Origin of the sequence: Pseudomonas sp. RA_15y_Pfl2_54, from assembly GCF_963971015.1 — a bacterium.
Taxonomy (GTDB): Bacteria; Pseudomonadota; Gammaproteobacteria; order Pseudomonadales; family Pseudomonadaceae; genus Aquipseudomonas; species Aquipseudomonas baetica_A.
Genome location: NZ_CAXAPN010000007.1, coordinates 94,845 through 115,296, shown reverse-complemented (window position 1 = coordinate 115,296; position 20,452 = coordinate 94,845). Strand labels below are relative to the sequence as shown.

Here is a 20,452-nt window from a genome sequence, read left to right as displayed (position 1 = left end):
TCAAACCGCTGCGCCTGACTCAACAGGTTCACGCCATCCGATACGCCGATCAGGCCGCAGTGAATCATTCAACTGGTCGAACAACTGACAGATCGGACGAATCTCGTTGTTGGTGTAAACCCGATCAATCTTTTCAATGTCGCCGAACCCTCCGCTGTTCTCCGGGATGATCCCGGCCAGCGCGGGGTTCATCCGCCACGCGGCAATCACGTCGTTACGGGTGATGTTCTTCACCTTCTCCAGCTCGTCTTTCGCCTGGAAATCCCCCACGGGAATGATCTGGATCGCCTCCTTATCGCCGCCCGGGATGTTGACGAACATCGAGCGGAAGTTACCCACACCCTTGCTCGCGGTGATCTGCGCCCTCAGCTCGTCCTCGTCGTCTTCGCTCAGGTTCGGGTCGTTGGTGTAGAAGATGTAGCCCGCGTGGGCGCCGTTGCTGTAGTAGCGCCGGCGGAACAGGGTCGCGGCCTCGTTAAGCAGCAGCGCTTGCATGCCGCCCAGGTAATCAGGCACGCCGTAGATGTTCTGTTCCACGTCGTAATTCATGACGTGTTCGATTTCGTCCTGGTCGAACTCCACTTCTTTGCCGTCCGGTAGCAACATCACAAAACCACCATCCACCTTGACCCGCATGTTGATCGTCGGCAGATGCTCCATCTCAAGCACCTGCCCGAAGGCGTTGCGGTTACGCAGGAAATACGCCTCGCCGAACACCATAAAGTCGAGCCCGGCGCGGCCCATGGTCGTGATCGAGCAGCCCTCCGACGGGATGAACTCACGCAGCAACAGGTTGCGCTTGAACCCGGGAATGGCGCCGTGGTGTGCGTTGGCGCGCAGCAGTTTGGCCAGCCCCTGGCGCGACACCGGCGGCGTGTAGATCCGGCCGTCGTGCGTGGCGAACACGCCCAGGTACTGCCCGATGTTTTCGCTCAGTACCTGTTCGGGTGCGCCGAATGAAAACATCCTTGCTCGCCCGGGGGCTGCGGCTGCCGGTGTTTGCTGTCGTTTTTTTCGCGCCATTGTTTGCTGATCCAGTCATTGAGTAGCGGCTACGCCGCTGCTTGTTGGTATTGAGGGGTTCGTGGGCCAGGGCATGCATGATCGCCCAGGCGATATCGGCGTGACCCGAGGCGTCGGTGCGCGATGCGCTGTAGGTGACTTGGCCACCGCCTGTGGTGCCGCGCTTGATCGTCAGGAAGGCCTGAGCGATGTCGTTCCAGCCGGCATCCCATTCGATCCGACTGCCCTGAATAGTGTCTTGGGCTTTGAGTACCAGGGTGTTTTTCGTTTCGAGGCTGTAGTGAATCGAGGTCGCACGCGGGTAGAAATCGCGCACTAGGTCAAACACGCCGTAGCCGATGCCAGTGGTATCGATGCCGATGTGTTGCACGTTGAACCGCTCGGTGAGTTTCTTGACCTGCTCCGCCTGGTACTTGAACGACTGTCCGCGCCAACTGTGCTTTTCCAGAATCCTGAACTTGGCGCCAGGCTCCAGTGGCGGTGCAACGACCACGCAACTGGCATCGTCCCGGGTACGGCTGGGGTCGTAGCCGATCCACACAGGGCTGTTGCCGAAGGGGCGCGGATCGTCGGGGTCGTAGTCCGTCCAAAGCGACAGGTCGGAGTAGCAGCGCTCCAAGTCGGATAGGGAGAACGCGCTCATGGTGCTGTCGATGAATTTGCACATGAACAGTTGCTGAAATTTGTCCTCGTCGTACTCCAGTTGCAACTGCTCAATGTCGAATAGATCGCAGCCGCCAGCAATGGCGTCCAGGATGGTGATGACCTTGCGCCATTGTCCGTCTGGGCACAGCGAGCCCATCGCCGCCTGTGTCTCGCTAGGCCACGGGTTCTTGGCGTTTTTGCGTTTGCTGTTGCGGAATTTCTCACCCGTCCAGAACGGGTAAGCCTGGTGCGATACGGCACTGGGCGTTGAAAAGTAGGTCTTGCGCCACTTCTTGTGGGTGGCCATGGCACTGGCAACGGTATTCAGTTTTTCGAAATCGCGAATCCAGAAATATTCGTCAACGTAGACGTGGCCATGGTGACCCTGGGCGGTGCTGCTGTTGGTGCTGAGAAAACGCAGTTCGGCCCATGGTTTGCCGTCTTTGCTCAGCACAATCGGGTTGCCGGTCAGCTCCAGGCCGAACCACTCTTGTGCGAACGCGATGATGTAACTGCGGAAAATCTCAGACTGGGCGCGGCTGGCCGACAGGAAAATCTGGTTGTCGCCTGTTAGCACCGCGTCCATAAACGCTTCGCCGGCGAAGTAGTAGGTCAGGCCCACCTGGCGGCTCTTGAGGATGTTCCGAATTCGGCAAGTCAACGGATTCTGTTTGGCGGCGAACAGCTCCTTTTGGTAGCCGTACATCTTGCTGATGAACTTGTCGAGGAAGTCCACCTCTGTCAGCCCGCTGACGTCGTTTTTTACTTTCTTCTCGCGCCTCTTGCCGCCCTTGTCGCCTCGTTCGCGGCGTTCACCGCGCTGTCCCTGCCGTTCTCCCGGGTTGTCCGATGGCGCATCAGTGATCGTTGCCGGCAACGGTTTGGCGGACTGCTTCAACAGCCGATCGCGAACGGTCGTGAGCCGGTCCAGTTCATCCAGTTCGCCTTTGGTCAGGGTGGCCGCTTTCTCCAGGATAAGGGTGATTCGCCGACCCACCGCCGTCAGCGGTTCTTCGTCCGACAGCATCTCGTCCCAGCCGCCCTTAGCGATCCAGTAATAAACGATGCGGATGTTCGGCAGCTTGAGTTGGGCCTGAATCTCTCGCGGCTTGCAGCGGCGCAGATAGAGGCGTTTAGCGGCTTCTTTGACTTCGATTGAATAGAGCATGGGCCGCAGTCTATGCGGCGAAAACACGTAAAACGCGGGGTTAAATTCCGCCATCCTCCTAGATCGTGAAAATAGGAGGAACGCAAAAGCAAAGCGTTTGTTTGGGCGCTGCTCGCTCCCTATCGTGGCGGCTCAAACCACCGACTGAGCGCAGTTAACACCCATGCCCCGTTCCCTTGTTTCGTTATGGAAACGTGTCGCCACCAGCGGCACCACCGCCGATGGTCGCGAGATCCTTCCCCAGGAACTGCGTGACGCCGCCGAGACCTACAAACCGTCGAAGTACACGGCCGTTATCTGGAGCGAACACGAACGCTGGATGGGCTCCCACGGCACCGTTTACGCCGTGCGCCTGGTTGAAGAGGGTGAAGATCTGGAGCCGGGGCAAATCGCCCTGGAGGCGCAACTCAAGCCCAATGACAAGTTGCTGTCGCTGAACGACCAGGGTGAAAAGCTGTTCACCAGCATCGAGATCACCCCGAACTTCGCGAACACCGGCAAAGCCTACCTGACCGGTCTGGCCGTCACCGACTCCCCGGCCAGCCTGGGCACTCAGGAACTCTACTTTTCCCATAAGACCAGTAAGGCCGCGTACTTCGCCGCCCCGGTCGAGCTTGGCCCCCTGATAGAGGCTGAGCCCAAAGGCGAGCTGGGCAAGTTGACTGCACTGTTCACCAGCCTGTTCAAGCGCTTAGGCCTTGAAGAATCCCCCGCAGCACCTTCGCAACCCCAAACAGAGAGCAAACCCCCAATGGATGAAGCTACAGCCAAAGCGCTGGCGGCACTGGTCGAACAGTTGCTGCTCGTCTCTGCCGGCATTCAAACCCTGATCGAGCCTGTGACCGCTGACGTAGTGGTTGAGCAGGAACCGATCGATAGCGTCGAAACCTCCGTTCAGGACATTCTCGACACCGCCGAAGAAGAGCGCGAATTCTCCCGCCGCCGTAAAGGCGCTTCGACCACCACCGCGTTGGCCACTGCGATTGCCAACCTGGACAAAAAATTCAACACGCTGCTCAACACCCCGAAGGGTCGCCAAGTGCCGCGCTCCACCGGCGCGACTCACAGCCAAAAGCGGAGAGTCGTGTAAATGGCCACGCTGAGCAGCAACGCCCAAGAGCAGTTCGCTCTGATGCAGGACGATCTGGCCGAGACGTACAACGTCCAGGACGCGTCTCGCCAGTTCGCCGTTGAACCCGCAATTGCCCAGGAACTGAACGACAAAATCACCGAGAAATCCGATTTTCTGAGTCGCATCAACGTGGTACCGGTCAGCGAAATCAAGGGTCAAAAGGTGATGATCGGCGTGACTGGGCCAGTGTCCAGCCGCACCAACACCAAAACGACCGACCGTGAAGCCAAGGATTTCAGCGATCTGTCGGGGCTGGACTATGAGCTGTTTCACACCGAGTCCGATGTAGGGCTGTCTTTCGCCAAGATCGACAGTTGGGCCAAGTTCCCCGACTTTGCCGATCGCTACAGCGCGGCCGTGCAACGCCAGATCGCCCTCGATCGAATCATGATTGGCTGGCACGGCACCCACGCGGCTCCACAGACCGACATCGTCGCGCACCCAATGCTTGAAGATGTGAACAAGGGTTGGCTGCAAATCGCCCGCGAACAGATCCCTGCCCAGGTACTCAAGGAAGGCAAAACCGCTGGCAAAATCACCCTCGGCGCGGGCGGCGACTACGCCAACCTTGACGCCCTGGTGCATGACGTCAAACAGATGATTGATCCGGTGTTCCGTGATGCCGGCGATCTGATCGCCATCATCGGCAGCGACCTGTTGGCCAACGACAAGGGCAAGCTGTACGCCAAGCAAGGTGACACCCCGACCGAGAAGGAACGGATTGAAGGTGCCCAGGTGATCGCCACCTATGGCGGCTTGCCGTCCTTCCTGATCCCTCACTTTCCAGCCACGGGCCTAGTGGTCACCAGTTGGGACAACCTCTCGCTGTACTTCCAGGACAGCAGTTGGCGCCGTCACCTGATCGAGAACCCGAAACGCTCCCGTGTCGAAGATTACAACGGCCGCAACGAGGGCTACGTGATCGAGCAACTGGAAAAATTCGCGGCCATCGAAGCCGGCAACCTGGAGCTGCTGCCGTGAGCATTGCCCTGGCCCACAAACGGCGTGTTCTCGCGCTAGGCCCGGCGGCAGTGGCAACGGTCGAGCCTTACAGCTCCAGCACTGCCCTGGCCAGTCCAGCCAATGCGCAAAAGCACCTCAAGCTGATGGAAGGCGCGCTGGCGATCGATCTGGAACGTCTCAGCGAGATGAACAACCTCGCCAGCCGCCAGCAGCTCAAACGCGACGAACTGCTACCCAAATACATGGACTACGTCGAGCGCTACCGCGATTCCGGGCTGAATCACCCGAACCAGGTGCTGATGCAGGTCATGGTCTGGCTATTCGACACCGAGCAGTTCGAATTAGGCCTTGAAGTGGCGATGTTCGCCATCGGGCAAGGGCAACCGATGCCTGAGCGTTTCAAGCGTGACGTCCCAACCTTTGTTGGCGATGCGGTGATCGAGTGGGCTGAAAACGAGCAGAAGTGCGGTCGCAACCCCGAGCCGTACCTGAGCAACATGCTGCCCTTCGTGGATGGTGAATGGGATCTGACCGAACAGATCCCGGCCAAGTACCACAAGTTGATTGGCATCCGAGCGCTCGACGCCAAGGAATGGGCGAAAGCCATCACCCACTTTGAACGTGCCACTGAATTGCACCCCGGCGCCGGCGTGGGCACACGCCTGGAAGGCGCTCGTAAAGCGCTGGCAAAAGAACTGGCCACCAAAGCCGCCGAATAACCGACTACCCCCCCGGCGAGAAACTGTGGATGTGAGCCAACCATTTATGGCCCTGACCCACTGAAACAGTTTTCCCGCCCCTATTTGAGTGGCCAGCAATGAGCTTTTCCGGGAACCCCACCACCTTTGTGGAACAGGCGATTGAGAACGACGGCTTCTGGCCGAACCTCTCCGTGTCCGAGTTCCAGAAGGGTTACCGCCTGCCGGCGGAGTACCTGGTCGAGATGCTGGTCACTGATTTGAACACCGCGATGATTGAGGTCAACCGCGACCTGGTCAAGCGTAAAAGCCAGTGGCAGAAAGTCGGTGTCACCACAGTGGAATCTGCGGACACCACGGTGCTACCTGAGCGCACATTTCACGCAGCGACGTACAAGCGCGCCGTGTATTGCCGCGCCAAGGCCAGCTTGCTCACCCAGTTCGCGACCGTGAGCCGTCGCGAAAGCGCTGAAAACATCGGCAAGGAATTGCCCGAGCGCGGCGAAACCTTTTTGGAGTTCAGCCAGCAGGCCGTCCGGGTGCTGCAAGGCCGTGGCCGCATCACGGCGGTGTTGCTGTGATCAAGCTGCAAGGTCTAACCGCGTACCTGCGCGAACGTCGCCTAGTCCAGCCTGAACAGCTCGATAGTTTCACCGAGCAGGTGAAGCTCTCGCTGATCTGGAAACCCGACGTCGACGGCATGCACTTTGCCGATATGCACTATCGCGCCGCGATCATCCTGGAGCGTTTCGCCGACCATCCTGCGCGACTGATGGCCCTGGTGGGCAGTTGGCTGGAGAACCACGACACCGATCGCGATCGGTACGAATTGCCAGCGCCGGAGTTCGCGGTTGAGCCGTTGGACAACGACCTGTTCGACGTGGAAATCACCTTGGAATTCGTCGAGCCGCAATATCTGGCTGAAGAGCCGGGCGGTGAAATCGAGGCCTTCGGCAAACGCTGGGCGTTCCTCCCGTTTGACCTCTGGGTTGCCGAGCACGGCGAGGTGGCCAGCGGTGAGCGCTAATGCGTGCGACCTCGATGTTAGGGGGCTACTCAACGTCGACGCTCAACTGGCGCTGCTGGAGCTGCCGCCCAAGCTGCGCCGGCGCCTGCTGAACAACGTGACCAAGCGCGTGCGCTCAATGAGTCGCAAGCGTCAACGCGCTCAGCAGAACGTCGACGGCTCGCCGTTCGCCGAACGCAAGGGATCGGCCAAGGGCAAGAAAAAGATGGAAGCCGGTCTGGCCAAGCTGCTGCAAGTCACGCGGGTCAGTGCCGACGAGGCCGAACTGGGCTGGAAAAACGCCCTGACTCGCTGGGTCGCCACGCAGCAACACAACGGCGTTACTGAGCGGCGCACTGCTGCACAGATGAAGCGCTGGAACGCCGTTGCGCCGGGTATCGCCTGCACGGAAAAACAGGCGAAACGCCTGCGCCGTCTGGGATTCAGCGTTCGCCAGAAGGGCAAAAAGAAGCCGGCGCGGCCGTCCGTGGCGTGGATTCAACAGCATGTGAACTACGCCAAGGCCGGTCTGCTGATCCGCATTTTGAATGGCGAGAAAACCGAGACCTCCGGCGCGCAAAGCTGGGACATCACCCTGCCAAAACGTCAGTTCCTCGGCGTGGCCACCAGCAACGAAACCCGCGAGCTGGTTAACCAGGTCTTTCAACAAATCCTAACTTCACCCCGCTAACGAGGCACTGCATGGCACTCGGTCAAGTCACCGTCGACAATCTCAATCTAGGCCAGGGTGCCGTGACTGAGGTTGAGCGTTACTTTCTTTTCATCGGCCCCGCCGCCAAGAACGTCGGCCAGTTCATACCGCTGAACACCGACAGCGATCTGGACGCCTCCCTGGGCGTTCCGGCCAGCGATCTGAAAACCCAAATCACCGCCGCCCGCTTGAACGGTGGTCAGCGCTGGGCCTGTATCGCCGCGCCAATCGGCGCCGAGGGCGACTGGGAAACCGCACTGGAAAAAACCCAGCAACAGGGCTTTTCCGTGGAGGCTGTGGTGATTACCAAGCCTGTCACCACGGCCGCCGAGCTGTCGGCCATGCACGATGCTGCAATCACCCTCAACAACAAATACGGGCGCCGCGTGTTTGTCATGGCATCCGTTGCCGGCATCACTGCCGAGCAGACCTGGGCGCAGTACGTGAGCGAGCAAAAGGCGCTGGTGGCGGATCTGGCCGCGCCGCGTGTCTTGCCAGTGCCGCAACTGCACGGCAACGACCTGGGCGTTCTCGCCGGGCGCCTGGCGCATTCCTCCGTGAGCATCGCGGACAGTCCGATGCGTGTCGCCACCGGCCCGGTGCTGGGCCTTGGCCCTGTGCCAATGGATGGTGAAAAAGTGCCGCTGCCGTCGGCTGTACGCAGCGAGCTGGATCGAGCACGTTTCTCTGTATCGCAGACCTATCCGGACTACCCGGGCGTGTACTGGGGTGACGGCAACATGCTGGACACCCCCGGTAGCGACTTTCAGGTTGTGGAATACCTGCGCATCACCGACAAGGCCGCTCGCCAGATCCGCCCGCTGCTGATCCGCCGCGTCGCCGATCGCCGCTTAAACAACACGCCCAACAGCATGGCAGTGAACACCAACCAACTGATGGCGCCGCTGCGTGCCATGGCCAAGTCGATCAAGTTCAACGGCGAGGTGTTCCCCGGCGACATTGAGCCGCCGAAAGACGGTGACCTGGTACTGGAATGGCTGAGCAAAACCAAGGTCGCGGCCTACATCAAGCTCAAACCCCTCAACTGCCCGAAAGACCTCACGGCGAACATTGCCCTGGATCTTTCCAACGAAAAAACGGAGTAACGCCCCATGGCAAAAATTGGTGGCAAGAACTTCGACGTGAGCCTGGGCGATCTGTCGCTGCACGTCGAGAGCTGCACCCTGGACATCACCGACAACTCGGCCGTGGCCCAAACCCGGGGCGTACCTGACGGCTACGTGGAGGGCGACGTGGCCGCTGCTGGCGAACTGGAACTGGACAGCTCCAACCTTCAGTTGCTGATCGACGCGGCGCGATCGGCGGGTAGCTTCCGCAAGCTCAAGCCTTTTGACGCGGTGTTCTTCGCGAAGGCCGGCGAAGACGAGGAACTGCGTGTAGAGGCGTTCGGCTGCAAGGTGAAGATCTCCAGCCTGCTGTCGATCGACCCGAAAGGCGGCGAGAAGACCAAGCACAAGGTGCCGTTCGACGTCACCAGTCCGGACTTTATCCACATCAATGGCGTTCCGTACCTCGACGCTACCGAGATCGAGGGGCTGCGCTGATGGTGGATTGGTTCGACCGCGCCCAGGAGCTGGAGCAGCGCCAACGTGAACAGGCGATCAAGGCCCAGCTACTGAAACCTGTGCCGGTCGGGCCGAGCCTGACCCATTGCCAGGACTGCGACAAAGAGATCCCGCCGGCGCGCCAGGCACTGGGCGGCAAAACTCGGTGTGTCCCGTGCCAGACGGGCTTTGAGCAGAGTAAACGCTGATGACAACTGACGCCGTTCGTCTCGGAACGCTGGAGCAGAGATTCGCTGTATTCGAACACCGGCTGAGCGAGCTGGAAGACCGCCACGAAACTGTGCCGACCCGCGTGACCAAGTTGGAACAGGGGTTCGAACACATGGCCGGGCAACTGTCGGAACTCAACGCCGGCCAGCAGACCTTGACGGTCGCGGTAAACGACATTGGCGCGAAGGTCGGTCGCTTGCTGACCATCCTCACGCTGGTTGGTGCCGTGCTGCAAATGGCGGTGCCGGCGCTGTTGCGGGTGTGGTTCCCATGAGCCTGCGCGGAAAGATTCAGGCCGGCGCCGTGACCTTGGCCAGCGCCTCTTTGGTGGCGTTCCTGGGCACTTGGGAGGGCAACGGACAGAACACTGTTTATGCCGACAAGTTGGCCAGTGGCCTGCCGACCGTGTGCAAAGGCATCACCCGACACACCAGCCCGTTTCCGGTGGTGGTCGGTGATTACTGGTCGCCCGAGCGGTGTGCCGAGGTGGAGCAGTTGGTTATCAGCAAAGGGCAATTACAGCTCGCCGACTGCATCACCAACCCTGACGTGGGCCAGAACACTTTCGACGCTCTGACCAGCCATGGCCACAACGTTGGCGTGCCGAGCACCTGCGCCAGTCGGGCGGTGGCATTGATCAACGCCGGCCGCATCGCTGACGGCTGCAAAGCGTTGGCCTGGGCACCGGACGGCAAGACACCGGTGTGGGCTTATGTCACCGACGCACAGGGCCGCAAGCGCTTCGTTCAAGGCTTGCACAACCGCCGGCTGGCTGAAATGGAGCTGTGCCTGCGATGAGCCTTTCCCCGTTGCGCCTGGCGCCGTTCGCGCTGCTGTTCGCTCTGTTGTTGTGGGTGGCGTTTGATCGGGTGACCGATCAGCGCGACGACGCCAGGCGCGAGCGCGACAGCGCGCAATGGGAAGCGAACGGTCTGCGCGAAGCGGCCCGCATCACCGGCGAGATGCTCGCAGAGCGCGATGCGATCGACCAACGAAACACCAAGGAATTGAACGATGCACTCACTGAAAACGGGCGCCTGCGCCGCGCTGTTGGCAATGGCACTGGCCGGTTGTACGTCCGGGCCAACTGTCCCGCCACCGGATCTGTGCCCGCCACCGCCGGCGCCGCCCGCGTGGCTGATGCAGGACGCGCCGAACTCGCAGCAGACGCTCGACCGGATTATTTCACCCTCCGAGATCAGCTCGCCCTAAGCCGGCAAATGATTCTCGGATTGCAGCAATACGCCCTGGGCGTATGCCGGCGATCGCCGGCGCACCAGGACACCACTTTTTCCAACCTCAACAAGAGAACAACCCCATGAGCCAACAGAACACCGAAATCACCCTGGAAGTCGGCGAGCAGGAATTCACCTTCAACCTGACCCCGGCGGACGTCACCAAATACTTCAACGCACTGACCCAGACCAACAAGGTCGCACCGGGCAACAACCTGCTGATGACCACCGTCAAGCAGGACGAAAAAGCCACGCTCAAACCGGTGCTGGCCAACCCGGTGATGGTGATGCAGATCGCCGGCGCGCTGCTGGAGGAATACGCACCCAACGTTGAGGTGATCGTAAAAAAGCGCTCGAGCACGCTGAGCGCCTAAGCGAAAACGGACTGGGCCAGCTCATGGCCCTGACGAACCGCTGGCTACCTGGAGTCGAACCCACGCCCGAGGCGATGGGAACGGCCAAGTGGCTGGAGGACGAACACTGGAGACGCATGGAATTTGCCGTGGCTAACGGCATCGCCCTTGCGCTGAACGGGTAACGACTTTGGCAGACCGTAGCGCCAGCCTGGCTTTCATTCTCAGCTTGCAGGACAAGGTCACCGGCCCCTTGGGCAAGGTGAAAATGGGTTTTTCCGACCTTGCCGAGCAGAGCGAAAAGCACATCAAAACGATCGGTTTGGGCATGGCCGGCGTGACGGCGGCCGTGGTCGGGATTCGCGCTTCCATGGAACCAGCATTGGAGGTCAATCGCGCCCTGGGCGACGTGCGATCGCTGGGCGTGGCCGAGGATGCGTTGTCTGCGCTCAATGCCAAGTCATTGCAGTTCGCGGTGAACTACGGCGAGAACGCCAAGGACTTTGTGGCCTCGGCGTACCTGATCGAGGGCGCTATCAAGGGGCTTGCCGGCAACCAGCTCGCCGTCTTTACCAACACCAGCAACCTGCTGGCCAAGGCCACCAAATCCGACGCCGAAACCATGGGCGAATACGTCGGCACGCTCTACAACCTGCAAAAGTCCCAAGCCGATGCGATGGGCAAAGGCGCGTGGGTGGAAAAACTTGGCGGGCAAACCGCGCTGGCGGTGCAGTTGTTCCGCACCAGCGGCGCGGCGATGAAAGACGCCTTCAAGGAGGCCGGCGCGATCGCTACGACCTCCGGCGTGGATCTGGCCGAACAGATGGCAGTGATCGGCACCCTGAGCAGCACCATGGAAGGCGGCGACGCCGGCGGACGCTACAAGGCGTTTTTCGAGAACATCGGCGCCGCCTCGGAAAAGCTGGGCATGCAGTTCACCGACCAGCAGGGCAAGCTCCTGCCGATGATGACCATTCTGGACAAGCTTCAGGGCAAATTCGGCGATCTAACCACCGCCTCGACCGGGGCCAAGCTGGTGGAGGCGTTTGGTGGTGAAGGTGCGCAGGTGATTGGCGCGCTGGCCAAGGATACGGATCGACTGCGCAACGGCATCGCGCAGTTGGGCAATGTGCGTGGGCTGGAGAACGCCGAGAAGATGGCCCAGCAAATGGTCGACCCATGGCAGCAATGGGCGTCCCTGGTCGAGGTCATGCGTGTGGTGTTTGGCCAGGTGCTGATCCCGGTACTGACCCCGTTTATGAACAAGATGGTGGATATCGGCAAAACCCTGGTGCGCTGGTCGACGCTGTTCCCAAACATTACGCGGGTGATCGGTATCACCACGCTGACCATCATGGTGATTGTCGGCGCTCTGTCGTTGCTGACCGTGGTGGTAGGCGTCTCGAAAATGGCCTGGCTGAGTCTGGTGACGGTCTGGAAAGTCGTCCGGTTGCTTAACCTTCGAATTGCCGCGACCTTCATTTTGCAGAAGCTGGCGATGCTGACTTACGTCGCCGTGATCTACACGCTGAGCGCCGCTCTGCGCATTATTCGCGGCGCGATGTTGCTGTGGCAGGGCGCCATCTGGCTGGTCAACTTTGCCCTGACGGCCAACCCGATCGGCGTCATCGTGATGGGGATCGCTGTCCTGGTGGCGATCGTTGCCGTCGCGATTTACTACTGGGACGAATGGACGTCTGCCCTGATGAACACGGCGGCGTTCCAGTTCGTCGCCGCGCAATTCCAGAAACTCTCCGACTGGTTCAGCTCCGTAGGCGGATGGTCAGGCATGGTCAAGACCGCGTGGGACAGCATCGTCAGTGTTTTTCAGAAGGCCATCAACAGCCTGATCGAGCTGATGAACAACATCCCCGGCGTGAACATCGAGGCGCGTCTTGGCGACATGCCCGAAGTGCCCGGCGTCGACGCGGCGACCAATGCCGCCGACACCGCCAACGCCGCGCAAAAAGCCCAGCAGACCATCAACGCGGCAATCCCCAGCCTTTCGCCGGCGCGCCCTTCAGCGGTGCCGCCCGGTGGCCTGTTGACGAGCATCCAGAACAACAACAGCAGCCAGAACAAGGGCACGCATGTGGAGAACGTGAACATCCACACCGGTAAACCAATGTCGCCGCTGGAAATGGAAAACATGGTTGCCATGGCGGTGGGCGGATGAGCGAGTACGTCGATCTGTTGATCATCGACAACGACCTGGCACTGGATCCGTCGCATCAGCCGCGCCTCATCGATGACCGTGCCTGCATCGCCCAGGACATCGCGCACATGATCCGCGATAGCGGGCTGCTGGTGACGTTGGTGGCTGAGCGCGATCGGCTGCGCCAGCGCGACTGTATCCAGCAACTGGAACTGTTGGTGGAGGACGACCAACGCCTGGTGCCCGGTACGGCACGCATCACCCAGCAGGAGCCAGGCGTGTACCTGGTCACTGCGAAAACCCTGAAATTCGGTTCGATTGAGGTAAGTCTGTGAGCCAGGTCGATTTTAAAAAGGTGATTGCCGACGCTGGCATCCCGACCACCGAGGCCGGGTTGAAGGCTGCGTGGGAAAAGGAAGTGGAAGCCCAGGGCGCCAAGGTGGCCAACACCAGCAGTTATTCCCCGTTCTGGCGGGTGATGACCGCACTGGTGACCAAGCCAGTGTTGTGGCTGCTGGATTTTCTGTGTCTGACGGTGCTGCCGAACTTCTTTGTGAAAACGGCGGTGGACGCCTGGCTGGACATGCTCGCATGGGCGGTCAATGTTGAGCGCAAGGGCGCCACCAAAGCCCGTGGCACCTTGCTGTTTACCCGCGCTTTGCCGGACGGCGTTCTGGAGCTGGAAAAAGGCATTGTAGTGCAGTCAGCCGCCATCAACGGCAACGTCTACAAACTGATTACCACGGCGCCGGCGACGTTCGTAGCGGGTCAGTTGCAACTGGAAGTGCCCGTGGAGGCGGTCGAGTCTGGCAGTGGCTTCAATCTCGCGCCCGGTTACTACGCCATCCTGCCCGTGCCCATTCCCGGCATTGTCCAGGTGGTGAACAAGGACGGCTGGCTGGAATCACCAGGTGCGGATCCGGAGCCGAACGACCAACTGCGTTTGCGCGTGCGCAACCAGTTCTCGGCGGTCAACCAGTGGCACACCGACGCGGTGTATCGCGCCATGATTTCAGCCTTCCCGGGCGTGCGTCCGGATGGCGTCTATTTCGAACACGGCGCACCGCGTGGGCCGGGCAGTGCGAACGCCTATGTGCTGTTTGATGCAGGCGTGCCGGCGGACAGCTATCTGGAGCAGATCAACGCGCACATTCGTGACCAGGGCAATCATGGGCATGGTGATGATCTGCTAGCGATGGCCATGCCAGAAATTGAGTACAACATCTTTTTGACCATATGGCCCTTTCCCAACCAGACGCCGGAGCAAATCACCGCCCTGAAACAGGACGTGGAATTCTTTGTTCGTGCTGCTTTTCGCGAGAGCACTCCCCGCGACTACCAGCCCACACTGACTTACCCACAATCGCGATTCAGCAAAAGCCGTCTGGTGACAGAACTGCACGAGCAGTTCCCAGGTATTGAGGCGGTGAAGATCACGCCCATCGTGGATTTGGTAAACGGTCTGTCGATCCCTCGCCTACAAACCCTGTCGGTGACTATCCAGTGATCAAGCTCAAATTGCCGTTCTGGCTTGAAGGCACCGAGCTTTCAAAGCTGGTCAGCGCTGCACAGGCGTGGTGGGAAACGGTCACCGGTTGGCTGCGCTGGCCCTATTCGCAGATCGATCCCGACACCTGCCACATGAGCATCCTTGAACTGTGGGCCTGGCAGCGCGACGTGACGCGCTTTCAAGGTGAACCGGAATCCCTGTTCCGGCTGCGTGTGAAGTACGCCTTTATCAACTCCGTCGACGCCGGCAGTACCGCCGGCATGAAACGCATTTTCGAGCGCCTCGGCGTGGGTTACGTCGAGATCGAGGAACGCCAGCCCGATCGGGATTGGGACGTCGTGTTACTCAAATTCAGCAACTCTCAGTTGTCACTGAATCCAGAGCTGTTGCGCGTACTGATCCAGCAATACGGACGCACCTGCCGGCGCTATGACTTCGTGACCATCACTCCCATGGGGCTGCAAATCGCCCTGATCGACTTTAACGACGACCAGCAAACGCTGGTCGCCAGCCTGTAGGAGCGCACCGTGAGCGCCAGTATTACCTTGGCCGGTGAAGGCCAGATTGCCCTCAAGCACAGCCAGAAAAAGCCGCTGATCATCAGCAAATTCATCTTTGCCAATGTGCCCCTGTTAGATCCGGAAGTGCCGGTGGATCGCGCCGCCGGCAAGCCGCCCGCTGGGCAGATTGTTCACGTCTACGACATCCCGAAAGAAAACGCCGGCTTTGTGAACCCCAACCAGATCGTCTACAGCGCCCAGTTGGGGTCGGACATCGGCGATTGGGACTTTAACTGGGTGGGCCTTGAGGACGCGGACGGCCTACTTTTCGCTGTGTCCTACGTGCCGCTGCAACAAAAGCGCAAGAACATCCCGCCCCAGCAGATCGGCAACAACGTCACGCGAAACTTTCTGGTGGCCTTTGACGGTGCCATGCAACTGACGGGTGTCACGGTCGATGCCAGCACCTGGCAGCATGACTTTACGGTGCGCCTTGCCGGCATCGATGAGCGCGAGCGCCTGAGTAACCGCGACGTGTATGGGCGCGCCTGCTTTTTCGGTGACTCGCTGGCTTTTGCAAAGACCGCTGATGGATTCCAGCTAAACCCGGGCACGGCCTACATCGAAGGCGTCCGGGTTTTTCTGGCGAAGCCTCTGCCGATCAACGGTGTGATCCCCGAAGGGAAAATCACCCTCGACGTCTGCCTGGAGCGGCAGTTAAACGATCGGGTTGCGACGTGGAAAGTCGTCTATGGCGAACAAGCCGACTACACCGACGCCGCCGGCGTGCGCCATTACTGCGTGCGGATTGCGCATTACACACCGCCGACGGCGTTCTGGGACGAGCGCCTGCCCGAGCCAATTGGCGGGCCACTGGTTCAACACTTCGCGGCGCGTGATGGTGATTACGCGACTCTGCGCGCCCGGGGCACGACAAAAGTGGACGTTGAGCTGGGAAACCTTCCCAACGCCAAAAGTGATGATCCAGATACGAACAGCAGCGAGATTCTGGCGACCACCGCCGCCCTGAACAGGCTCAAAACCCAAGTCGGAGATTCAATGGCCGGTATGGTCGCTGCGTTTGCGATGGACGTCCCGCCACCGGGCTGGCTCAGATGCAACGGTGCCGTGGTGTCACGCAAGACCTACGCCGCATTGTTTGCGCGCATCGGCGTTGTGTTTGGTGTTGGTGATGATTCCACGACTTTTGGCCTGCCCGATCTGCGAGGTCTGTTCCTTCGTGGCAAGGACGACGGTCGCGGCCTTGACCCTTCACGCGTGCTTGGTTCCTTTCAGGACATGATGATCCACTCTCACGGGCACACGGCCTCGGCCGCAGCGGTCGGTGACCACGGCCACTCCGCTTGGACGGATGCGCAAGGCAACCACGCTCACCGCGCATGGACTGATGCCCAAGGTGCGCATAACCACTCTGCTCCAAGCTCGCCAGGTATTGGTCAAGGCGCCGGAGGAATCAATTCCGTTCAACAGGCCGCTGGTGCGCACGAAACCTCTTGGGCCGGACAGCACGCTCACAACATCGGGATGGATGCTGCCGGTAACCACGCGCACAACGTTGGCATTGGTGCCGGCGGCGCCCACACCCACGGCGTCACTGTAGCCGCCGCCGGCGGTACCGAAACCCGGCCGAAAAACATGGCCCTACTTTTCTGCATCAAGTATTGAGATCGAGCATGACTGACAAACTCGTCTATCAGACCGACCGCCTCGGCATTTTCATTGGTGCCGTGAAGGCTGACGAATCGCCACTGGAACCCGGCGTTTACATGATTCCCGGCGGGTGCATCGAGATCCCGCCGCCGGCGATCCCTGAGCAAAAAGCCGCCTGGTGGAATGGCCAAGATTGGCAACTGGTGGACTACTTCGGCGGCGCGGTGGTGTACAGCATCGCCACCGGTGAGGCGCGCACGCTGGAAGGCTTCGAACCCGTGCCGGCGGGCTACACCATGAAGAAACCCAAGGCGAATCAGATCTGGAAGAACGGTGAATGGATCGATGACATCGATTCCGTGTTGGCAGCGCTCCAGGACAAGAAACTGCAAGCGATCGCGACCGACTGCGCGGCCTACATCGCCGGCGGCTTCAACTCCAGCGCCTTGGGCGAGTCTTACCGCTACAGCAGTGCGATCGATGACCAGGTGAATTTGAATGGCCAGGTACTGCTGGGCATGGACGACGTTTACCCATGTTATGACGCTCATCAGGTAATGACTTTCCTGCCGCACACGATCGCCCAGTTGCAGAAAGTCAGCCACGACCTGGTGCGCTTCCGCCAAGCCGCCCAACAGCACGCAGAAACGCTTCGCCAAGCCGTGGCCAAAGCGCTGAAAGACAAAGACCTCAAGGCAATGAAAGCCATCACCTGGACGCCACCGGCATGACCTGGGCACCGGTGACCATGCGCTGGCCAGAGCAGGCCACGCAATGGATGGGCGGGCTGTCAGCGGCCAAGGATCTGGCCGGCGGTGAGCTGGCCAGCACAGCCCAGCGCTTGGCTGGGCTGAGCGGGTTGGCCAACACCAACCCGGGGCCGGTTGGTGATGTGGCCAAAGGCGCTATCGCGGCCGGACGCGCTGCGCTGGCCGACCAGTTGGGTCAGGTTCCGGCCTGTCTGGTGGTGACACCGTTCCAAAGTGGGGTCGGCCAGGGCACTGGATACCAGCGCTTTCTGTCCGCGCCGAACGTCCTGGAACATCTCGCCAACAAGCTGGAGGACGCCAGCGACAGCGGGCGTCCGACCGGGCCGCAATACGCGCTGTCGATCTTGTTCCTGGGCACACGGCTGGAACAGCTCGCCAGCAGCTTGGCGCGGTTCAATGCGTTGCTGCCGATTCCTGACCTGGTACGCACCGAGCGCCGGGCGCAACACCTGATGAAACTGGAAAGCGAAAAGTGGGAGATCCCCGGCGCCGGCCCTTTGCCGCGCTGGCAGGGTTTGCCGCTGGAGCGCTGCACCGTGGTCAAAGCCGCCAAGCAATCCATGGCGGGCCAATTGGCAGTGCTGGAGGGCTACGCCGCCGACAGTTCGCCGTTGGCCGATCTGGCTGCGCTGGCAGCGCGCAAGAGCGCCCAGCAACAAGGGCGGGATCAGCAATTGGCTGACCTGAAAGCACTGCTGGCAGGGGGAAATCCTGACGTCAGCATGCGCGCTCGGCTGATCGGCCCGGGCAACGCCGGCGAACTGCGCCACGAGCTGCTGGCCGGCGATGCCCCGGGCCACGAATGGATTCAGTGCGCCGGGCTGCTATTGGTGGGCAGCAAGCAGGGGCTCAGTTTTGTACAGGAGCTGGTGGGCCTATGACGCTGCTACTCGACGGGCAAAAAGTCCAAGGGAAGAACCTCAAGGTCACCGCCAACCTGCGTATCGAAAGCGGCGACATGTCCGGCCAGACCAGCAACACCGACAAGGCCCACAAGGGGTTCAAGCCCAAGACGCTGACCGTTTCGCTGATGATTGCGTTTGTGGATAAAACCCAACTCACGGCTCTGCTGCGCCTGGCGGAAACCACGGCCAGCGGTGGCCAGCTTCACCTTTACCGGATCGTCAACGACACGGCCGAGGCCTTCGGCGTGCGCCAGGTGGAGTTTTCGGACGGTATCAGCGCCCGGGAAGCGGACAACCTGAAAGCCTGGCTTGTGCAGTTCACGCTGAGCGAGCGTGAATCGAATCCGGAAAAAGTCGAAGGCCGGCGCGCCAGCAACAAGGTCAACGCCCAAGACGCCCCGGGCAGTCCTGTCGGGGAGGGCGGTGGTACTGCCGGCAATGGCGAGGCTACCGATGAAAACCCCGCGCTGAGCGGCTTCGAAAAGGTGCTGGGCCGTTTGGATAAGTGGCTGGGCGGGAGTGAGCAGACGTGAAGCTGCACAAGGTGTTGGCCATTAATGGCGCGCCGATCGCGCTGATCAAGGAAGACGTTCGGCTAGACGCCACCAGTCCCGGCCGGGCGAACTTCACGGTTCAATCTTTGGTACCGCTGAAAGGTCTGGTGACGCTGGATATCGGCTACAACGAAGGCACGCTGCAACGTCACTTTATCGGCTACGTCGAGCGCTGCACCGCCGCGAACACGGTCGAGCAAGTGCTGTTTTGCCGCGAGCTGGCCGCCGTGCTGGCCAACCCGCTGCCGCTGAACCTGCGTCATGTGGATCTGCGTGCGGTGCTGGCCGAGGTCAGCGAGCAAACCGGTCTGCGCTTCCGCGTTCCCGATCGGCCTTACGCCAGCGTGAAGTCGCCGTATTTCTACAGCCTCGCCGCCGGTTACCAAGCGATGGACAGTTTGGCCCGGGTGTTCAGCATTCCCGACTTCACATGGCACCAACTGGGCAACGGTGAAGTGTTTGCCGGCAGTTGGGCCGACAGTTTTTTTGGCGCCCGGGCGCCGCTGCAAATCCCCACGGAGCTGTTCGACGGCTACCAGGGCAACCAAAGTGCGATGGTCGCGGCCCTTCCTGGATTGCGACCAGGTGCAACGATCAACAACGGCGAGCGCGTCACCACCGTGACGCTTGCCAATGACCAGATGGCCATCCGATGGAAGACGCAATCCGCCGCGCTGTAGAGCGCCAATTTCCCGAACTCACCGGTGGTTACCACCTGCCGCGCTTCGCCCGGGTCACCGCCGTGGCCGACGCGCCGGCGGACGCCGGTATCTGTGATGACTTTCGACCGCGCTACGCCGTGGACATTGTTGTTCTCGGCCCCGACGACGCGCCGGACCCGGCCATGCCGCCGCTCACTGGCGTTCCTTTACCGCTGCCCACCGGTGGGGAGGAAATGGGCATTTATGCCTTTCCGGAGGAGGGCACGCGGGTCGTGGTGTGCTTCGCCTACGGTCTACCGAACAAGCCCTACATTCAATCGATCTTGCCGCACGGCCTGAGCATGCCCAAGGTGCCGAAAGGTGATCAGGTGTGGCAGCACAGCGAAGCCGCCCAGCAGCGCGTCGACGCCGATGGCAACTGGCTACGCCAGACCGATGGCAAGATCCGTGATCAGGCCATTGAGCGCGAAGTTGAAGCCCTGGACAACCGCGAGCAGTTCCAGAACCACACGCAGAATATCGATGACCACTCGACCGAGAACGTGGGTGGTGTGAAAAAGATCGAGGCGCTGGGCGCGCTCAAGCTGATGTCAGGAGGATCCGCGAGCCTGGCGGCGGTGGGCGATCTGCACCAGGCGACCGGCCGGGATCTGAACGTAGTTGTGGGGCAGAAGCACAACGCCACAGTGGGTGACGATATGCATGAACGGATTGAAGGTTTGCGTCAAAGTTTGGCCGGCAAGGGCCAACGCCTGCAAGCCCCGAAGAACTGGATTGGCTCAGATGAATTGAATTTGTTTCAAGTGGTATGTGAGGTTCTAGATATTTTGAAAAAAATGAATACTCAACTCGCAGTGCATGCTCATGCTGACAGATCCGTCCCGAGCCCTCAGGATGTAGAGTTATTCAAAATCTACTCCACTGAGGCCTCGGAGCGGTTAGCGAAACTAAAAGTCATTTCCTATTGAGGTAAGTTGGACGTCGGAACTGCTCG

The 20,452-nt window shown here is 60.5% G+C and carries 26 protein-coding genes; 24 read left to right on the top strand and 2 right to left on the bottom strand.

The features are described 5' to 3' along the window. Together AACY50_RS07345 and AACY50_RS07340 are read right to left on the bottom strand one after the other, a co-directional pair. Nucleotides 1-867 (bottom strand): phage portal protein, encoded by an 867-nt coding sequence (locus AACY50_RS07345; protein WP_339495596.1) that lies wholly within the window; start codon nt 865-867, stop codon nt 1-3. Continuing rightward, nucleotides 779-2,836 (bottom strand): terminase large subunit domain-containing protein, encoded by a 2,058-nt coding sequence (locus AACY50_RS07340; RefSeq protein WP_339538381.1) that lies wholly within the window; start codon nt 2,834-2,836, stop codon nt 779-781. The genes AACY50_RS07345 and AACY50_RS07340 overlap by 89 nt, the downstream gene beginning before the upstream one ends. A 163-nt stretch (nt 2,837-2,999) precedes the next feature. On the opposite strand from AACY50_RS07340, the gene AACY50_RS07335 reads away from it, so the two are divergent. The 24 genes from AACY50_RS07335 (at nt 3,000) to AACY50_RS07220 (ending at nt 20,426) form a co-directional block, all read left to right on the top strand. After that, entirely contained in the window at nt 3,000-3,926 is a 927-nt protein-coding gene (locus tag AACY50_RS07335; RefSeq protein ID WP_339433282.1) for a GPO family capsid scaffolding protein, read from the top strand. Further along, nucleotides 3,927-4,949, top strand: coding sequence for a phage major capsid protein, P2 family (locus tag AACY50_RS07330; RefSeq protein WP_339538380.1), 1,023 nt, complete (start codon nt 3,927-3,929; stop codon nt 4,947-4,949). Then, a complete protein-coding gene (gpM, locus tag AACY50_RS07325) occupies nt 4,946-5,650 on the top strand; it encodes a phage terminase small subunit (RefSeq protein ID WP_339538379.1) in 705 nt (234 codons plus the stop codon). The genes AACY50_RS07330 and gpM overlap by 4 nt, the downstream gene beginning before the upstream one ends. Nucleotides 5,651-5,748: 98 nt before the next feature. Further along, nucleotides 5,749-6,210 carry a head completion/stabilization protein gene (locus AACY50_RS07320; RefSeq protein ID WP_339538378.1) on the top strand — a complete coding sequence of 154 codons (462 nt, stop codon included), beginning with the start codon at nt 5,749-5,751 and terminating at the stop codon, nt 6,208-6,210. Beyond that, entirely contained in the window at nt 6,207-6,656 is a 450-nt protein-coding gene (locus AACY50_RS07315) for a phage tail protein (RefSeq protein WP_339538377.1), read from the top strand. Before AACY50_RS07320 ends, AACY50_RS07315 begins: the two co-directional genes overlap by 4 nt. After that, nucleotides 6,646-7,326, top strand: coding sequence for a virion morphogenesis protein (locus tag AACY50_RS07310; RefSeq protein ID WP_339538376.1), 681 nt, complete (start codon nt 6,646-6,648; stop codon nt 7,324-7,326). The genes AACY50_RS07315 and AACY50_RS07310 overlap by 11 nt, the downstream gene beginning before the upstream one ends. A gap of 11 nt (nt 7,327-7,337) precedes the next feature. Continuing rightward, complete coding sequence (locus tag AACY50_RS07305) at nt 7,338-8,453, top strand: DUF2586 domain-containing protein (RefSeq protein ID WP_339538375.1); 1,116 nt, start codon at nt 7,338-7,340, stop codon at nt 8,451-8,453. A gap of 6 nt (nt 8,454-8,459) precedes the next feature. Continuing rightward, nucleotides 8,460-8,912: a phage protein gene (locus tag AACY50_RS07300; protein WP_339433274.1), complete on the top strand. Its 453-nt coding sequence runs from the start codon at nt 8,460-8,462 to the stop codon at nt 8,910-8,912. Further along, nucleotides 8,912-9,121, top strand: a complete 210-nt coding sequence (locus AACY50_RS07295) for a TraR/DksA family transcriptional regulator (RefSeq protein WP_339496295.1) — start codon at nt 8,912-8,914, stop codon at nt 9,119-9,121. Before AACY50_RS07300 ends, AACY50_RS07295 begins: the two co-directional genes overlap by 1 nt. Beyond that, nucleotides 9,121-9,417 carry a hypothetical protein gene (locus AACY50_RS07290; RefSeq protein WP_339538373.1) on the top strand — a complete coding sequence of 99 codons (297 nt, stop codon included), beginning with the start codon at nt 9,121-9,123 and terminating at the stop codon, nt 9,415-9,417. Before AACY50_RS07295 ends, AACY50_RS07290 begins: the two co-directional genes overlap by 1 nt. Beyond that, nucleotides 9,414-9,941, top strand: a complete 528-nt coding sequence (locus AACY50_RS07285) for a lysozyme (protein ID WP_339538372.1) — start codon at nt 9,414-9,416, stop codon at nt 9,939-9,941. The genes AACY50_RS07290 and AACY50_RS07285 overlap by 4 nt, the downstream gene beginning before the upstream one ends. Next, nucleotides 9,938-10,465 carry a lysis system i-spanin subunit Rz gene (locus tag AACY50_RS07280; protein ID WP_339538370.1) on the top strand — a complete coding sequence of 176 codons (528 nt, stop codon included), beginning with the start codon at nt 9,938-9,940 and terminating at the stop codon, nt 10,463-10,465. Before AACY50_RS07285 ends, AACY50_RS07280 begins: the two co-directional genes overlap by 4 nt. Continuing rightward, on the top strand, nt 10,462-10,752 hold the full coding sequence (locus AACY50_RS07275; protein ID WP_339464390.1) for a putative phage tail assembly chaperone: 291 nt from the start codon (nt 10,462-10,464) through the stop codon (nt 10,750-10,752). Before AACY50_RS07280 ends, AACY50_RS07275 begins: the two co-directional genes overlap by 4 nt. A 23-nt stretch (nt 10,753-10,775) precedes the next feature. Beyond that, the gene (locus tag AACY50_RS07270) at nt 10,776-10,916 is read left to right on the top strand and encodes a DUF6890 family protein (RefSeq protein ID WP_339538369.1); all 141 of its coding nucleotides are present in this window, start codon (nt 10,776-10,778) and stop codon (nt 10,914-10,916) included. Nucleotides 10,917-10,921: 5 nt separating this feature from the next. Then, nucleotides 10,922-12,907, top strand: coding sequence for a phage tail tape measure protein (locus AACY50_RS07265; RefSeq protein WP_339538368.1), 1,986 nt, complete (start codon nt 10,922-10,924; stop codon nt 12,905-12,907). Continuing rightward, nucleotides 12,904-13,221, top strand: coding sequence for a DUF2590 family protein (locus AACY50_RS07260; RefSeq protein ID WP_339464392.1), 318 nt, complete (start codon nt 12,904-12,906; stop codon nt 13,219-13,221). Before AACY50_RS07265 ends, AACY50_RS07260 begins: the two co-directional genes overlap by 4 nt. Continuing rightward, complete coding sequence (locus tag AACY50_RS07255) at nt 13,218-14,393, top strand: baseplate J/gp47 family protein (protein ID WP_339538367.1); 1,176 nt, start codon at nt 13,218-13,220, stop codon at nt 14,391-14,393. The genes AACY50_RS07260 and AACY50_RS07255 overlap by 4 nt, the downstream gene beginning before the upstream one ends. Next, the gene (locus AACY50_RS07250; protein WP_339538366.1) at nt 14,390-14,914 is read left to right on the top strand and encodes a phage tail protein; all 525 of its coding nucleotides are present in this window, start codon (nt 14,390-14,392) and stop codon (nt 14,912-14,914) included. Before AACY50_RS07255 ends, AACY50_RS07250 begins: the two co-directional genes overlap by 4 nt. Before the next feature lie 9 nt (nt 14,915-14,923). Continuing rightward, nucleotides 14,924-16,582, top strand: a complete 1,659-nt coding sequence (locus AACY50_RS07245; RefSeq protein WP_339538365.1) for a phage tail-collar fiber domain-containing protein — start codon at nt 14,924-14,926, stop codon at nt 16,580-16,582. An 8-nt stretch (nt 16,583-16,590) separates the two neighbouring features. Then, the gene (locus tag AACY50_RS07240) at nt 16,591-17,298 is read left to right on the top strand and encodes a DUF4376 domain-containing protein (protein ID WP_339538364.1); all 708 of its coding nucleotides are present in this window, start codon (nt 16,591-16,593) and stop codon (nt 17,296-17,298) included. After that, complete coding sequence (locus AACY50_RS07235; protein ID WP_339538363.1) at nt 17,295-18,218, top strand: hypothetical protein; 924 nt, start codon at nt 17,295-17,297, stop codon at nt 18,216-18,218. The genes AACY50_RS07240 and AACY50_RS07235 overlap by 4 nt, the downstream gene beginning before the upstream one ends. Beyond that, on the top strand, nt 18,215-18,775 hold the full coding sequence (locus AACY50_RS07230) for a baseplate complex protein (RefSeq protein WP_339538362.1): 561 nt from the start codon (nt 18,215-18,217) through the stop codon (nt 18,773-18,775). The genes AACY50_RS07235 and AACY50_RS07230 overlap by 4 nt, the downstream gene beginning before the upstream one ends. Then, nucleotides 18,772-19,476 carry a hypothetical protein gene (locus tag AACY50_RS07225; RefSeq protein WP_339538361.1) on the top strand — a complete coding sequence of 235 codons (705 nt, stop codon included), beginning with the start codon at nt 18,772-18,774 and terminating at the stop codon, nt 19,474-19,476. The genes AACY50_RS07230 and AACY50_RS07225 overlap by 4 nt, the downstream gene beginning before the upstream one ends. Then, nucleotides 19,449-20,426: a hypothetical protein gene (locus tag AACY50_RS07220; protein WP_339538359.1), complete on the top strand. Its 978-nt coding sequence runs from the start codon at nt 19,449-19,451 to the stop codon at nt 20,424-20,426. The genes AACY50_RS07225 and AACY50_RS07220 overlap by 28 nt, the downstream gene beginning before the upstream one ends. Nucleotides 20,427-20,452 lie beyond the last annotated feature (26 nt).

What these genes read in the sequence shown, in the direction of transcription:
- AACY50_RS07295 (WP_339496295.1), top strand. Translation starts at nt 8,912, where the DNA reads ATGGTGGATTGGTTCGACCGCGCCCAGGAGCTGGAGCAGCGCCAACGT.
- AACY50_RS07335 (WP_339433282.1), top strand. Translation starts at nt 3,000, where the DNA reads ATGCCCCGTTCCCTTGTTTCGTTATGGAAACGTGTCGCCACCAGCGGC.
- AACY50_RS07235 (WP_339538363.1), top strand. Translation starts at nt 17,295, where the DNA reads ATGACCTGGGCACCGGTGACCATGCGCTGGCCAGAGCAGGCCACGCAA.
- AACY50_RS07330 (WP_339538380.1), top strand. Translation starts at nt 3,927, where the DNA reads ATGGCCACGCTGAGCAGCAACGCCCAAGAGCAGTTCGCTCTGATGCAG.
- AACY50_RS07340 (WP_339538381.1), bottom strand. Translation starts at nt 2,836, where the DNA reads ATGCTCTATTCAATCGAAGTCAAAGAAGCCGCTAAACGCCTCTATCTG.
- AACY50_RS07280 (WP_339538370.1), top strand. Translation starts at nt 9,938, where the DNA reads ATGAGCCTTTCCCCGTTGCGCCTGGCGCCGTTCGCGCTGCTGTTCGCT.
- AACY50_RS07240 (WP_339538364.1), top strand. Translation starts at nt 16,591, where the DNA reads ATGACTGACAAACTCGTCTATCAGACCGACCGCCTCGGCATTTTCATT.
- AACY50_RS07300 (WP_339433274.1), top strand. Translation starts at nt 8,460, where the DNA reads ATGGCAAAAATTGGTGGCAAGAACTTCGACGTGAGCCTGGGCGATCTG.
- AACY50_RS07305 (WP_339538375.1), top strand. Translation starts at nt 7,338, where the DNA reads ATGGCACTCGGTCAAGTCACCGTCGACAATCTCAATCTAGGCCAGGGT.
- AACY50_RS07320 (WP_339538378.1), top strand. Translation starts at nt 5,749, where the DNA reads ATGAGCTTTTCCGGGAACCCCACCACCTTTGTGGAACAGGCGATTGAG.
- AACY50_RS07230 (WP_339538362.1), top strand. Translation starts at nt 18,215, where the DNA reads ATGACGCTGCTACTCGACGGGCAAAAAGTCCAAGGGAAGAACCTCAAG.
- AACY50_RS07260 (WP_339464392.1), top strand. Translation starts at nt 12,904, where the DNA reads ATGAGCGAGTACGTCGATCTGTTGATCATCGACAACGACCTGGCACTG.
- AACY50_RS07285 (WP_339538372.1), top strand. Translation starts at nt 9,414, where the DNA reads ATGAGCCTGCGCGGAAAGATTCAGGCCGGCGCCGTGACCTTGGCCAGC.
- AACY50_RS07220 (WP_339538359.1), top strand. Translation starts at nt 19,449, where the DNA reads ATGGAAGACGCAATCCGCCGCGCTGTAGAGCGCCAATTTCCCGAACTC.
- AACY50_RS07290 (WP_339538373.1), top strand. Translation starts at nt 9,121, where the DNA reads ATGACAACTGACGCCGTTCGTCTCGGAACGCTGGAGCAGAGATTCGCT.
- AACY50_RS07270 (WP_339538369.1), top strand. Translation starts at nt 10,776, where the DNA reads ATGGCCCTGACGAACCGCTGGCTACCTGGAGTCGAACCCACGCCCGAG.
- AACY50_RS07275 (WP_339464390.1), top strand. Translation starts at nt 10,462, where the DNA reads ATGAGCCAACAGAACACCGAAATCACCCTGGAAGTCGGCGAGCAGGAA.